We start from the raw sequence: 15,342 nt of genomic DNA, 5'->3' as shown, positions 1-15,342 counted from the left end.
TTGCTATCCTGGCATTTTATGGGTGCCTGCATCCCGTCGCGCTCCTTTTCTGCGCGGCTGGTTTTCGACTTCGTCATAATCGACATCGATTCTTGCGAGAAAACGCGGGCCGCTGCGAACCTTTCCAGCTTCGAGTTCATCACGCTCAGCCTCGACCAGATCCAGCGCCGTCGAAGCGGCCGACGGAGCAGCCACATTAGCCGCCGCCCCGGCATCGGCCGCGACCGATGACGCCGGGCCCTTTTGAGGGCTTGGATCGTTTGCGGTGGAGGGAAACTCCTCGATTTCCTCGACCACGACGGCAAATTTCCGCACCTCAACCTTGCCCGACTCGTCCCTGCTGACCGGCAGTGTAAAGGCTGCGTACCAGGGCAGCGGACTGCTGAGCGAACCGCTTGGATCGGGCGGAGACCATTCCGCCCATGCAACGGCCGGGAACGTCGCCTCCGGCGCGTTGGGGGCGACCGGTGCATTCTTGGTGACGTCAATCTTGCGGGCCGTTGCGATCCGCTCGATCCTGACGCCAGAAACCCGGGTCGTCACCTCGATCACGCTGATCCGCATCCGCGGATAGAGCAACTCCTCGGTTTCATCCTTCTTGTCCCGGCCCCGATCGGTCCTGGCCCGACCGCTGACCTTGCCGCTGACCTGCACCTGCATGACCGTGTCGCCGGCCGCATTCGTCGACAACCAGACCTCGACCGTCCGCTCCGGCGGAATTTGCGCCCAAACCGCCACTGGCGCCGAGCTGCAAAGCCCTTCGCCGGCTCGTTCCTGATACCTGACAAGGCCCAGGCGAATGAACGGTTCGACCGCCAGATCGGAATTCAGCGCGAGGTCGACAAACCATTTTTCGCTTTCGACGTCGAAGCGCGGAACAAAGGTGGCCAGCGCAGCGGTCAACGTCTCGTACGCGGTCGATATCTCCTCCGACGTCTTTCTTTCCTGTTTCTCCTTTTCTTTCCTGTCCTCCTCCTCCCTTAGATCGCGCAACGGCACCGCGATGCTGGGCACGTAACGAACACCCTCGTCTTCCAACCTGTCCTTCCTGGCGTCTTCCAGCGCGGACTGAATCGGGGACGGCACCTTGAGGATGGCCTCACGCGGCAGAAACGGCCCGATGGGCCCGGTATTTTCCCGGATCGGATCGGCTCCCCAGCGTGTCGTGAATTTCCCGCCCAACCCGAGATCCTCATCGCGGAAATCGTTTAGCTCCATCACCTGTGCGTTGTCTTTGTCAAACGCATGCAGAACCGAACGAAGCACTTTGCCGCTCTCAAGCCGCTTGGCATCGCTCTTCTTGGTTCCGATCTCCACCAAGTGCGGAGGCCAGAGCACAACGCCTAGCCTCTCGCCTTCGCCGGACGAATACCAGGGCCGGTCGAGCAAAATCCGAATTCGCGGTCGGCGGCAAAACCGCCAATATTTCGCATCGCTTCCGTCGGGCGCGGGTTCGCCCTTGTCGCTGGTGGGGCGGACGATGTTGTAGGACGGCAAGACAGCATGCACCTGCGGCTTCGCCGGTGCGATCGTGGCCGGAATCCACAGCACCTTCATCTGTTCCGGCGGGGCGGCGCGCTCCTCCGCATAGGTCGACGCATCGTCGAGCCGCCCAAGATCATCCTTGTGGCTTCGGCACTGGATCAGGCCGATTTCCTCCGGTATCGGCGGGAATATCGTCTCCGGCAGCGGCGAATTCTTCGAAGGCGTCAGCCTTGTGAAATAGGCATCAAACCGACTCGTTGCCTGCAACGTGACAACGATCTTTCGGGCACGCCGGTCGGCATAATGATCGAGCGGCGCCGCGCGGATGGCGCCCTTGGCGAGACTGGCCCTGCCCTTTTCCGCACGTTTCCCTTCCAGCGCTTTCTTCTGCTCCGCGACTTGCCGCTGCAACGTACTCAATTGCTCCTTCACCAAGTCGATCGACTCCAGCCCGGCGAACTTGGAATCGGTGCCTTGCTCGGCGAGGTTTTCCAGATGCAGCAGGGTAACCGTCTGCTTCGGAAGATAAACGTTCCCCTCTTCATCGACGTCGAAGCCAAACAGATGCTGCGCGCTCGGCGTTAGTTTGAAGCGCTTAAACTCGGTATTGCCGAGCTCGGCCTCGACCGCACGGTCTGCTGCCGGTTCGCCGTCAGCATCTAGCGGAACGACCCGCTTCGGCCATTCGCCGAGTAGACGCTGTAGCTCCGTGCGGCCAAGCCGCACGTCGTCGAGCACAGCACGTGACGGCGGCGTGCAGTGCGCGAGCACTTCAAGTTGACGGCAGGTGTCGCGATCCATTTGGACGCTGCCGACGAAAACAATCCCGTCGTCGCCTTCGTTGCCGAAATATTTGGCCGTCGCTGCGTCGCCGGGCGTGTATCCCTCCAGAACCTTTTGCCGGTCTTCATCCTTGCTTGGCGATCGCAGGAGAGCGAAATCGGATTGTAACAGTGGCAGTCGCGGCGGCAGGGCAACGGCATGGACCGCGTCGATGGTCCTGACGGAGGAAATCTCGGGGAGAGGCTGCTTCAGCAAATACGCGTATAGAATCTTGTTGGCGGCCGCAACGGCGGCAGGATCCGCCATCTTGCCTGCAAGACCGACCCAGGCCGGATCGCTCTTGTAGTCTTCCAGTAATTTTCCGACCTCGGCCTCCTTGAGGTCGCCATTCAGCACATCCTTGAGCTTATTGATCATGAGCTTTCGGTAGGCCGCCCGATCGTTATCGATCGGAGCGCCGATGTCTGCGGCCGCCTTGACCGCAAGCGCTTCCGGCCAGCCGAAATAGGCACGCAGCTTCTCCGGCGACGGAACGAACCAGCAATCGATCTCGACGGATTCGCCGGCTCGCAACTGCAGCGTCGCCATGCGCGCCTGCACGCTGCCGCCCGCGATAGTGCCTTCCATCGCGTTTCCGTTGATGTTCTGGGCGGTGATTTTCCCTTCCCAAAAATCTTCTTGCGTCGGGTCTCCCGACCGCGGGGCGTTCCGATCGCGCTTGATCTTCAGCGCAACCGGCAGCACGCTCCCGTCCTTGGCCCTGATATCGAATACGCGCGGGACACCCTTGAAGTAGTTTTCCCCAACGCGCCGGTTGTTCGGGCGAAGCGCGACCACAAGACGATCAGCCATAGGATCCGCATAATATTGCTCGGGGGCTTTGCCGCGCTCGTTGACCGTCTTCGCCTTGGCGTGCACGCGGAAAAAATCTTCCTTCGCGGGTTCCGGAGCGACGCCCTTTTCGTTCAGTCCCAATATGCCTGAAATGGTCCGCTCCACAAACGGGAACGCCGTCTTCTGACCTAATTCTTCGCCCGAGCCAACAATTCCCTGGGAGCGTTTACCTGTCACGGCATCGTAGTCGACCTGAAGCAAGTCACCGGGAGGCGTCGTTCCGACTTCGTTCAAAGCGTCGAACACGCCGTGACGGACTGCCTCGTCGAGCGAAATGCGCGGCGGCAGAATGACCCGCCAGGTGCTGTCAACCTCCCTATCCTGATAATCCTGGTACCGCTTGCGATGATCTTCCTTCTCGCTGTCCGTCCACCGTTCATCCTCGACATATAGCGTTCGCAGGATGCCTCGGATGCCGGATTGCGGCAGGAAATTCGGTTCCTTCTCACCCCACGCGATCGCATATGGCAGAAGGGCCACCGGCGCTAAAATCGGCTCATAGCGCAGAAAGCGCCGCCAGCCCTTGACCTCAATCAGCCTGGTTGAGGCCAGTGGCAGCGAGAGATTCTCGTATCCAGCCTGGCTGTTGTCATATTGGCGGATCGCTTCCTTCAGCGGCAGCGAAACGCCGCCGAGCCAGACGGGACGGATGCCGAAGCGGTACGCCCAGCCGTAACGCAGCGGCCATGCCTTGTGCTCCTCCTCGTCCGGCTCGTTTGGCAGGTAGAAGGTACGGTGGATCGCGACATCGCTGCCGGGACGAACCGGAATTGTCTCGTTGCCGCAATTCAGCCCGAGCGGATCGCCCTCCCAGGCGGAGATCATTTCCTCGGCGTGAATCATTTCGCCGTCAGCGCGAAGCCTGCGCCGGGAGGTTGGCATCGTCAGGCCTGCGTCGTAATCCCGCCGTCGGTCAGCCTCGTATTCGAGCTCCGCAAACTGTTTTCGTTTGGCGGCGCGATCGAGGCTCAGCGCCTTGAACCAGTCCTTGAGGTCGTCCTTGCCCGCATTGCGCTCGACGCGACGATAGTCGATCTCGCGCTCCATCAGGCTTCGCCACTCGGCCGTCCCGTTCTCGCCGATCCTGACCGCCACGTCGACGCGATAGCCGATCGTGAGGTCGTCGCCGTCGACGATCCGGACTGTCTGCGGATCCGCCTTGTTCGCCGCAGCCGCGATGATTTCGTTGGATACACTGAGGGCGCGCCAACGATCGACGATTGCCAGACCCCTGCTGACGACGCCGCGTTCCGGCTCATCCTGAAACGGCGATTGCAAGGTGGATTCATCCAGATTCAGGCGCGTCAGCGAATCCTTGTTGGATCCGATCTTGCCGGCGTTTCGAACCGAAGCTTCCATCGCAAAGACGGGATCAATCGAAATGATGTCGAACCGGGGATTGTAGCTCGGGCCAGCGCCCATCACCTGTCCGAGATCGACAACGCCGTTGACCTGGCTGACCTTTCCGGTCGAACGGATGTCCTTCATCGATCCGGCCAGATTGGCCAAGCGAAGCTCAGCCTCTTCGCGCGTCACGGGCCAGAAGCCGGACTTGTCGATGGCGGCTGCCGGTTTGACCGCCTTGGCAATGGAAAAGAATCCGATGCCGTTGGTCTCGACACTCCCGTTCGCAGCCGGTTCGCCGGCGCCGAGCAGCACAAAGGCCTCCTTGCCGCCGGGCTCAAGGTAGACAAGCTTGAGATCATCCTGCTTGATCTCGACATCCACGACAAACCCGAACAGCCGCGCGAGCATGGGAGAGCTGCGAATGGCCGCGACGAAATTGCGGGCTACATACTCGACCGGTTCGTCTACGGCGGCCTCTCGGTCCTTTTCGAGATCCCTGGCCTTGTTGGGCTTCAGCAGCCCTTTCGGACGGGCCCCAATGTCACTGTCAGGCAGAAGCGCAGCAAGGTGCAGCGCCTGCGTCTGCTTCAGCACGCTCTCATTGTCGCCAAAAAGACTGTCGATCGGCGCACTCGTCAGCGTGGAGGGCGGCACTGCGCCGGCCGGATTGAGGAAGTACTGCTTGTTCTGCTCAAAATAGGCGACCGCTTGCTTGTCGATAACATCCCGCTCGCTCTCCTGGGCGGACTTCAGGATCTCGTCGAGCTTGTCCTTGTTCGTCTTGTCCGAGCGATAGGCATCGACGATCTCGTCTTCTTTCAATTTGTCCCAAGAATCGGACACGGTGCCGACGGCACCGTCTGCGTTGGCGGCGGCCGGCAGCGGCGGCTTTATCCGGTCGGTCAGACGTTTTGTCTGATCGAGCAAATGCAGCACCGCGGCATCGCCCCGCCCGGTGGACAACACGACGGGAACGGGCTTTGTACCGACCGTTTCGACGTATGAATCCCCCGGATTGTTCTCCCGGAATACGTTTGCAACCCCTTCCCAGAACTCTCCGATGCCGGGCTGCGGCATAGAACATCCTCTCAGCGCGGCGGTCGCGACTTCCCTCCACAGGGTTTGTACGCCCGTGTTGGCGTCTTCGGCGAATTGATAGTTCAGTCCAACGCCCGGTCGCGCATCCGTGGGCGCGCTCAAGTCGGCCGCGGACTTGATGGGTACGGCAACAACGGCGAAGCCGCGGCGGCCGTCCTTCTTCATCAAGAATTTGCGGATTTCCTCAGGCCATTTTGCGATGTCGATCTTGACGCCCGCGCCCGCCTTGACCGGCATTATGGAAAGCGTCAACCGGACCTTGCCGTCGGCAGCGATGCCGGCCGCGATCACATGCGTACTGATTGAAACGTCTGTCATCGCATCACCCAAATACGGTTACTCGCCTCAGGTCTGGCCGGTTTCGCGCGGCCGGGCTGAAGAACCTCGCGGCGGCTGAAATAGCCGCGGTAGGCCTTGAAATCCTCGCCCTTGCACCATGTTCCGTTCGCGAGCACAGCGAGCGTCGGGTCGGGCGCCTTGGCGAAGACGTCCCTGTACTCGTGCGTCGCAAGGTCGATAACCTTGTCCCCGTCGATAAGCGACGCCCCGCCGCCGCCGCCACCACCGCCACCACCGCCACTACCCTTCTCCTGCTTGAAGACAAGAATGGAATATTCGATATCCTTGATGCCGATCGAGAACGAGAAGGTGAAGATCGCCTCGCCTTCCGCATTGCCGCCGCTCTGGCTCATCCTCACATTGAGCGACGCGCCAACCGCAAAACAGGCGATGCGGGCGGAGCCGCCTGCGAAGAACAGGCCGTAGAGCTCGGTCAGGCCGGAGATCTTGCGGATATAGATGCCGACGGCGATGCGTCCCTTGCCGGTCAGCGGTCCGAACGAGAAACCGCCTCCACCACCGAATTGAAACGACGCCTCAAAGCCGACAATCCCCTTCGGGTTTGCGATCAGGCCGAAATGTCCGGCGCCTGCATACGGGGCTACCGCAATCATGAACGGCGCTTCGGGCCGGCTGATACTGATAACAAACCGCGCATCGCCGCTGTCAAAGGGGAGTTCGGCGGCTGCGTTCAGGGAAAGGTTGTCGATGAACATGTTGCCAATCGTGATTGGCGAAATCGGCAGCGCATATCCGGCCACGATTCCGAGCGAACCGCGGCCGCTCAGCATCCGGATATAGAAGCCGTTCCCGTTCTTCGGCGCCGGAAGAATCGACTGAATCTTCTTGAGGAACTGAACTTTCTCGCCGAGCGTAACGTCATCGATCTTCAGCGAGATGTGGAACGGTTTTCCGAGTCCGGCCGTGAAGGTGGTCGGCGGGAACGAGAATGTGGCGACGTCGAACGCGGGTAACAGCTGCAATGTCAGGCCGGGCATATAACCCTCGGCCTCGACGGTCGAATTCTTCGGCTGCAGCACATCGACGATGCCCGTCGCATGCAACACCAGCGTTCCCGGAAGCCCCTTGGGATGCGGCCGGGGCAAACCGGGCTTGCCATCGAACCGCACGAGATCGCCGAGGTTCGACATTTTCAGCTTCAGGTCGTAGCTGCGGCTGATCCGTGCCGGCACCATGGTGCGAATGGCCTGGTCGACCTGGCGACGGATTTCATGCAGGTCGACAAATTGCGCGAGATCGCCCTTGAGGACCGCAGTCAGGATATAGCCGATATTGCGGAGGATCAGCAGCGGCGACGCATTACCGCTCCTCCAGTCCTCGGTCAGCGTCGCCAGGTCGACGACATAAGTGTTGGGATCGGGATTATCTGCCGTCAAACGCCCGAGAAGTGCGAGGTCGCGATCGAGTTGATCCTTCCCTGCCTTGATCGGGGGGATGGTGAAGAGATCCTGCAGCGGCTGACCGTTGGGCGCCTTCAGCACTTTGAGGATAGCTTGCAGAATCTTCGATATGGCACTCGCGTCGCCGTCGGGGGCCAGCGCTTTCTGGCCTTCCAAACGTAGCTGATCGACCTGGACATAAATCTTGTCGCGGAGCGTCTTGACGACCGGCCTGGCGACGCGAGCCACCGTCGCGACGGCCGCTGCCTTGGCGGCATCCCTCGCCGCGAGCGCTTCGCCGAGCAGCGACATCAGGCGATCTTCGACTCCGGCGATGGCATGAAGAATGCCCACCTCGACGATTTGTTTCTGCTTGTCGAATTGTGCCCTCAATACCACGCGCGACGCATCGAACCGTTTCGAGATCAGCGCTCGCTCTGTTGCTCCCGCACCCTCCAGAACGACGAGCAACATGTGTAAGCGGCGCTGCGGATCGCTCAGATCGGCCGGATCCAGCGACAACGTTACCACGCTCCTGATCATGCCGGCCGCGGTGGTCAGGACCGTAGAGGTCTCTGCAATGCTTGCCCGCAATTGTATCAGCTGGTCGGTGATCACGCTGTCGATTGCCGAGCCCGTGCCGGGGTCGGGCGGAATCGCCTTAGACAATTCATCAAGCGCCGTCAGTGCGGTTCCTTCAACCGCGCCGACGAACTCGCCGAGTTGGCCCGCAAGTTTCTTGACCAGATCGTCGATATCCGGCGCACCGCCGGTAACGACTTCTCCCAAATTGATGGCGGCACCGGCTAAGTTCCGGCCTGCGCGGACAGCCGCGGCCCTGCGGCTGCTATCCAGGGTAACAACGGATTGGACGGCATTCCCCAGCGCACTGTTCAGGTTCTTCTCGCAGGCCCAGACTGTTGCGAGGGCCTGCTTTCCGATGGCTTGCTGTAGCGCGGTCAGCTCCTGCATGATCTTGGCAATGGAGGTCGCGATGGCGCTCTGGGCGTTGTCGGCTACGCAAGCGTCGGCGATCAGATTGTCGGTGAGTGTCTTGCGGAGCGACCGGTATCGCGTGACGACTTCTCCCTCGGGATCAGGCGTGACGCCCGCCGCCTTTGCCAGATCGGCAAGCGCCTTCAGGACGGTATCCAGATTACGGTCGCGATCGGTGCTGTCGCCCAGAGGCAGCACGCTGTTCGCCAGCACTGCCAGTTTTCCGGCCAGATTGGCGCACAGATTCTTGGTTTGCTGGTCGATCAATACCTTTGCGGTATTCTTCAAGGCGTTGGCGATATGTCGGGAGGCGATGTCCAGCACGTCCCGTCCACCCATCCGGATGTCCGCTTCGAGCTGATCGGCCTCTTTGGAAAGCTGCTCGACGACTCCGCCGTTTCCAAACAGTATTGGATAGAGAACGCCCGGAACCTGGCGCAGCAATTGTCGCCTGACCTCGGCCTTGGCAGCGTCCGTTGCATTCTCAAGCTTCGTGAGTAGCGCCTTGGCTTCGGTCTGATACGCGGAAATGGCGTCCTTGGCCTGCTGGTGCAGCGTTGCGGCAAGAGGATCCAGCTTTGCGTTAGCCGCTTTCAGCCCATCCCGAAGCGCATCAGCGAGCGTGTCGTCGGACAGGTTACCCTTGGCGAGAACGCTATCGAAAAAAGCGATGGTTCCTTCCGCCAGCGCGCTGTCAAGCTGCTCGCCAACCTGCTTTTTCGCCTGCTCGACATCGACAACCGGAAATGGAGCCGGAACCGGCAACGCTAGTACCAGCCGGGTGAATGGCTTGATTGTATCGATGTTCGTCCTCAGGCCATCGACAATCTCCTTCCTCGCATCCTTGATCAGGTCGGCCTTGAGTTGCGTGATGGCCTCGTGGGCAACCGCGCCCAACCCTTCGCTGAAGGCCTGAATCTGGGCGCTGATGAAGCGAAACTTGCTGCGCAACTCCTCGCGCAGCGGGGCGACGGGATCGGCGAGCGTCCTGTTGATCGCGGTGACGAACTTGCGACCGCTGGCCTGTACGGCCGTCATCGCGCCGACCAGTTCCAGGCTCGACGCCTTCTTGGCGCGCTGCACCTTGACGATGAGATCGTCGAGTGCCGGAGCAATGTCCGGATAGATCTTGTTGATCTCGAGCGTGGCGACGCCGCGCGTGGCTCCCGCCTGGCTGGTAAGAGCCCTCTGTGCCGCTCGCCACATGTCTTCCAGCGCCTTCAGGGCGCGCTCGATCTCCGGCAGCACCGACTGGCGCAGAAATTCGGCGGTGTCCTCGGTCGCCGATTCAATCTGCTCCTTTAACGCCGGGACGGCGCTGCCGCCGCCCAAGGCCAATGCGGCCTCCAGCAATTCGCTGAACGTGATGATGCCGAGCAGCTTGGCGTCGCCGTTGAAGAAGCTCTTGAGGTTGAATGGCGGCGCAGGCGGCTCGGTCGGCAGATCGTCGGTATTGGCTCCGTCGGAAACCGATGCCGGCACTGTTGGAGTTGCCGGAGTTGCCGGCGGCGTCGCAGCCTGGGTGATCGGCGTCGGTGCATCCTTGGACATCAAGCCGAAGCGCCGCGACAGGAATTTGACGTTCATCGCCGGCCGGCCTATGCCGCCGGAACGATCGCCCCCTTCACCCATGTCAAGGTTGAGTTTTTCCCCCTCAACCAATTCGAGATAACGTTCAAGGTAGTTCGCGTAGTAGGCAGCCTGTTTGTTCGGATCATCCTTCTGTTTCGCATCGGCTGCGCTCGGGAACCCGCCAAGCCGGTAGTCATCGACGAATTCCACGTTGTTCGGTGGGAGCGGATGCCCGATGAATCGTTCGGCCTGGCCGATACGGATATTGGCCACCGCAACGTAAGGGTAGAAAGGCGGCTGGTCGCTGCCCTGCAGCAGGGGATCGAATGCATAATAGCTGTTACGCGTCTTCTCGGCGTTCTCCTGCAGACCCAGCCGGCCCTCGGCCTTGATTTCCCAACGGAAGGTTTCGAATTCGCACTCGCCATCCTTGTTTTCGTCGGCATACCGGCGCCGGGCGCCGCCCAACCCGACGGTCCTGAGCGATTTGACTGCGGCGCCGAGGTCGCCGCCCTCCCAGTTGTAGTAAGCCGCGAGTGCGGAAACGACATCCGGGTTGTTGGCAGCCCGATTGTCGACAAAGATCATCGGCATGCGCAGCGGCGTCGCGTCGCCTTCGATCCTGAACTCAAAATAGATATTACCGCCGTTGCCCGGCCGGGTGCGCGGCCAGAAGCAAAGCCCCTGGAAGCGGTTGGCGTTATCGAACTTTCCGGATGCGCTGAAATCGACCTTGCCGTTCGGATGCAGGCCGAGAAACAGCTTATTCAACGGCAACGGTGACGGCTCAAGAGGCAGGTTTGGATCGACGATATCAGGCGTTTCGCGCGTGAGCATCGTCAACTCTGACAGCGGAAACCGGCGCGCCTTGTCGGGCTGCCCGGTGGCCGGGAAGTTCTTGACCGGCTTTCCGATCCGGATGAACTGACGCTGAATCAGGAAGGCGGTGATGGCGCCGTTCGCATCGTTGCGCAGGAAACGCCGCTCCGTGAGCTTTACCAGCGAAGCGCGGATTCCGAGCGGAAACAGAAACCCCTTGTAAACGACCTCGACCTCGATATCGCGGCCGAGCACCGTAATCTGGCGCCAACGCTCGACTGAGAAAGCCTCGAAGAGGTTTTTGCCGTTATACAAAACGGCGCCGGCCGGCGGCGTGAAACTGCTGTCATGTTTCAGGGAACCGCCGAGCGCGGTGAGACGCAATTCCGAAATGTTGAGCGCCGACGGGTTGTAGATTCCGCTGAGATCGTCAAGTTTGTCGGAAGTCTGTCGCTGGTAGAGTTTCAGGTTGTCGAGCCTGTACTCTTTGGGCGGCTCGAACTGGCTCCCGTCCACCAGATTGTCGAGTTCGTTCCTCCGGCCCATCACGGGAAGGCCGTACACCGAGCTTAGCGCCACGATCTCGTGACGATCATAGGCATCCAGTGCGGTACGGAATTGCGCCGGCTCCTGCCCCTCGCGCGGTGGCACTTGCCATGGCGCGATCGGCCCGCGCGGCGGAGAGATTCCCCCGGTGTTGAGGGCGTCCGGCCAGAAGTCATCCGACCAGACCGCGCGCACGGTCGGCGTAGCTGCTCCAATCAGCAGGTTGGCCGACCAGAGCACGGGCTCGATTTTCAGGCTCGCCGGGGTGTCGGCACCCGACCGCGAGCGCAGCACGCCGGTTGCGATCGGCCGGCGGGTTCTGAACCGGCCGAACTGATCGGGCGATAGCACGAGGCGAAACGGCAGTTCGATGGCCGTCTCGTCAGGGCCGGGCGCGCGCAGGCTCGCCTTGATGTCGGCCATCCGCGCTTCCACGGAACGGCCGGGACGAATTCCCTGATGCGCCAGCATTCGCGCAGGGTCGAGATCAAACCCTCGCAAATCGGAATGCGGGACCCGGCCGCCTAGCTTCATCTCCAGGGTTTCGGCGCGGCGCGTCACCGCAAGGTCGAAGCGGCCCCAATCGGTCAGTCCTTCGAACGAGAAGTGGATCGACCGGGTACCGTCCTGATCTTCGCTCAGGTTCGAGCGCTTGCCCAAATCCTTGTCGTCAAAGGTGCCCCCTGCCGCCTCGAACCGGAACACAAGCCGCGACGGCCCGGAAAGCCTTGCTGGCGTAATCGCCTTGAAGGCATCGAATTGATAAACTGCCGCCGCCTGGGCCAGTAGCTGGACGAATGCCTCGATCTTGCTCCGACCGGCAGGATCGGAGCTTTTCCATATCTGCCGGATGGCTTCCCGCCCCGAGTAAAACTTCACGGCACCCGAGACGACGCCGGGAACCTTCGCCTTATCGTCGACCATCTTCAGATAGACGTTCGCGAGATTGGCAAAATCGTCGCTGCGCTTGATCTTCTCGAGCGCGAGCAACTGCTGCAATTTCACGGGATCGATTTTCTTCGCTGCGTCCGTGCCGGGCACGGCCGCGCCCGACAGGCGCGACACGATGTCATCCTGGACGGCCTGCGGCACGTCCGGGTCCGGAAGACTCAGGAGTGCATCTTCGAGCGCGGCGTCAGGGGCGGCCGGAGGGAGAGTAGCAACCTGCTGGCTGCGATACGCCCGCCAGATATCGAGCCACACCTTGCGGACATCGGGATCCATCGCATCGGCCGAGATACCGATATAGAAGGCCCGCTGGTCCTTCGGCAGATTCTTCCAGCGTTCGAGAAGCGCCGCTTTCTGGTCGCCGACGATCTCCTGCCATTTGTCGGCGCCACCGTCGGGGTCAAGAAAATCAAGAAGCTCCTGGATCCCGCTGTGTGAAATCTGATCGTAGAGAGCGTGACTCTTATCTCGAAGTATCGATTTGACTGCATTCGCCTGATTCTCGCAAATTTCCTTTCGAACCTTAAGTTTCGCGCTCTCGTCACCTAGTGGCATCGCTCGCCACTGCCGGACCGCCCGCGCGAACTCGATATCGCCGGTGATGCCGCCGGGAACGTCCGGCAGCGACACACCATCGTTGACCTGCCGGTAATAGACTTTCTCGGCAACGTGCTGGGGCGGAAAATTCACGATCAGCAACGACCGATCGTCGAACGCGCGCGCTCCCGCCTCCAGCGAGTTGCGGGATTGTCCCGCGCCGGCGCCGCTGAGCCGCAGGTTCGGCACGATGCGGCCGCCGTCTTTCCCCAACTCAAGTGCCATGCGGGCAAACTGGAACGTCAACGAAAGGTTGTCGCTGTCGCGCCGGGCCTGAAGACGTGCGCCGTCAAGGGCGATCGAGACCGGCGGCACAATTCCCTCGCCCGTACCGTTTCGGGTTGCCAGCGAGGCAAGGCCCCTCGGCGCCTCTCCGATCGTCACGACGCCGCGTGCGCTCGGCCATACCTGGTCCTTGATTTCGGGAAGCGGAAGCCGGAATGCGATTTCTGTCCCGTTGAAATCCAGACGACTCCAGACCTTACCATCCTCTTTAATGCCGGCGGTCTGGCCGCCCGTATTGGGCAGCTCAAGCGCGATCTGCCGCAACACGGCCCGCACATCAAAGAAATTGATCTCCTCCCGGACGGCCCGGATATGCAATTGGGTAAGGCCCTTGGCAGGACGAAACGCGAATTCGTTCCGGCGCTCGATCGGTAGACCCAACGGGTTCTTCGTCTCTGCGCCGTCGGTCTTGGTCTTGGCGACTGCCGGAGGTGCAGCCGGCGCCGGCTTCTTTTTGTCAGCTGCAATGGCCGGCGGCGGATCGCCCTCAACGATGAAGGTTCCGTAATTCGTATCGATGGCGAACGGCTTGTCTGCAAGGCGGCCCGTTAGGGTCTCCTCAATGGTTTCATCCTTTATGTCACCCGGCTTGCTTACGACCTTTTCGCTGAGGTCTTGTCTTGTCAGGATCGCTTCCGCGAGCGGAAACATCGTAGGCGGCGGCGCGTCCGTTTCAGTTTTTCCCGGACTGAGGATCGTGACGTTGAATTGCGCCCGCAGCATCGCCAGGGTGTTACGTGCTCGCCCCCATTGGCGGAGCGTCAGGCGGGTCGGTTGAGCGGACTGAACGATTTCGAGCGCCGGCTTGGTTCGCGGAAATGCTACGTGCCCGATCTGATATCGCCTGAGCGGCTTCGGCTTTTGCGCGGGATTCGGCCCGGGCTTCTTCTTGCTCTTGCGTTGCTCCCACATCAATTCCGGCGCGACCTGCCCCGGATTTCCGTCCGCTTCTCCAACCCAGGCGTTCGAATGATAGCGGTCGGTCGACGAATTCTTGCCGTCCAGCAGTTCTTTTAGTTCCTGTTGTTCCTGAATCAACGCTCCGTCGCCTTCACCTCCCTCAATCTTTCTTATCGTGAGCTTCTTGACGACAACGGTGCCTTCGATAGCCCAGATCTTGCTGCTCCCGATTGGCTCAAGCACCAGCTCAAGCTCAGGCTCCGCCCAGTCGGTATATCCCTTACCTTTCGCCAGCCGCGGAAAGAACAGCGTCAGCAGCGCCCCTTGACCCTCGACTTCCAGCCGCTCGCCGAAAATGCCCCATCGGAAGTATTCAGCCGCGGGAAGATCCAATGCAAATTGAAGTCCCTTCTTGCCCTGCAAAAAGTCTGCGAGGTCTACCGAGTTAGACTTGTGCTGGCCGCCCGGCCGTCTGCTGTCGAGCACCGCGGTGATTTGCACCGACGCGTCCGAACTCTTGACAAGGAAGGCGAGCGAGTAATTCGCGCGATCCGAAAACATCACTGCGGAAAACTCGAACCTATCGAGGTTGCTGACATCGGTGACAAAGCTGCTCGGGCCAGTGGCACGGTAGCCGACCGGGATGCTTCGCTTGCCGAATTTGCGCGTATCGCCAAACAGTCGCGGATATAGTGCGATCATGATCTTGTCGTCGCCGGCCGGAGCGTACTCGATCCCGACGCCGAACTCGTTGTGGAGATTTGGATTGCGGATAATGCGTATGTCAGGTCGCTTCGACGTCTCGGCGGCCTCGACGCCGGATGCCGACGCTCCCACGGCAATTCCCGCGGCCAATCCAGCGAGCAATTCGCGACGATCGACCTGTATCATTTCGCGGTCGGAATCGCTGACCGGCGCGCAAGGATGGGGAGCCTGGTTATCAGTCACAGCAATTCAACCTAATGGTGAGTGGGTCGAGGTATCAGCAACAGCAGGAGCAGGAACGTTCAAAAACGGACTGACCAAGCTGACGGCGAAAACACACACGAGACCGACCACGAATTGTCATTCGAACGCAAACAATTGCGCGTCTGGCGAGCTTTGAGGTTGCTGGCAGCAAGCAGCAAGATCGCGCACGCGCTTTGTGCTCGATTTCTACCGAGCCGTCAGTAAATGAGATAAAATTGCATGCCCCGCGCGTAATCGCGACGAAGGTTCGCCACTCGCGGCACCTGCCCCCCAACAGTGCCCAAGAACTAAATAAGGATGACTGCCACGATTAAGCCCGAATTTCAGATCGCCTTCAAGTAGAAAAAAAAGAACTTGAAGCCTA

At 60.8% G+C, this 15,342-nt stretch carries 2 protein-coding genes; both read right to left on the bottom strand.

From position 1 onward, the window contains the following. Positions 1–3 precede the first annotated feature (3 nt). On the bottom strand, positions 4–5,925 hold the full coding sequence (locus NLM15_RS22370; protein WP_254119464.1) for a hypothetical protein: 5,922 nt from the start codon (positions 5,923–5,925) through the stop codon (positions 4–6). Beyond that, positions 5,922–14,957, bottom strand: coding sequence for a hypothetical protein (locus NLM15_RS22365; RefSeq protein ID WP_254119462.1), 9,036 nt, complete (start codon positions 14,955–14,957; stop codon positions 5,922–5,924). The genes NLM15_RS22370 and NLM15_RS22365 overlap by 4 nt, the downstream gene beginning before the upstream one ends. Positions 14,958–15,342 lie beyond the last annotated feature (385 nt).

The organism is Bradyrhizobium sp. CCGB20 (assembly GCF_024199855.1).
In the GTDB taxonomy this organism is placed as follows: Bacteria; Pseudomonadota; Alphaproteobacteria; order Rhizobiales; family Xanthobacteraceae; genus Bradyrhizobium.
The sequence above is the reverse complement of the archived record's forward strand: the minus strand, read 5'-3'. Positions and strand labels throughout refer to the sequence as shown.

Excerpts from the sequence above, each read along its gene's own strand:
- NLM15_RS22370 (WP_254119464.1), bottom strand. The coding sequence starts at position 5,925 with ATGACAGACGTTTCAATCAGTACGCATGTGATCGCGGCCGGCATCGCT.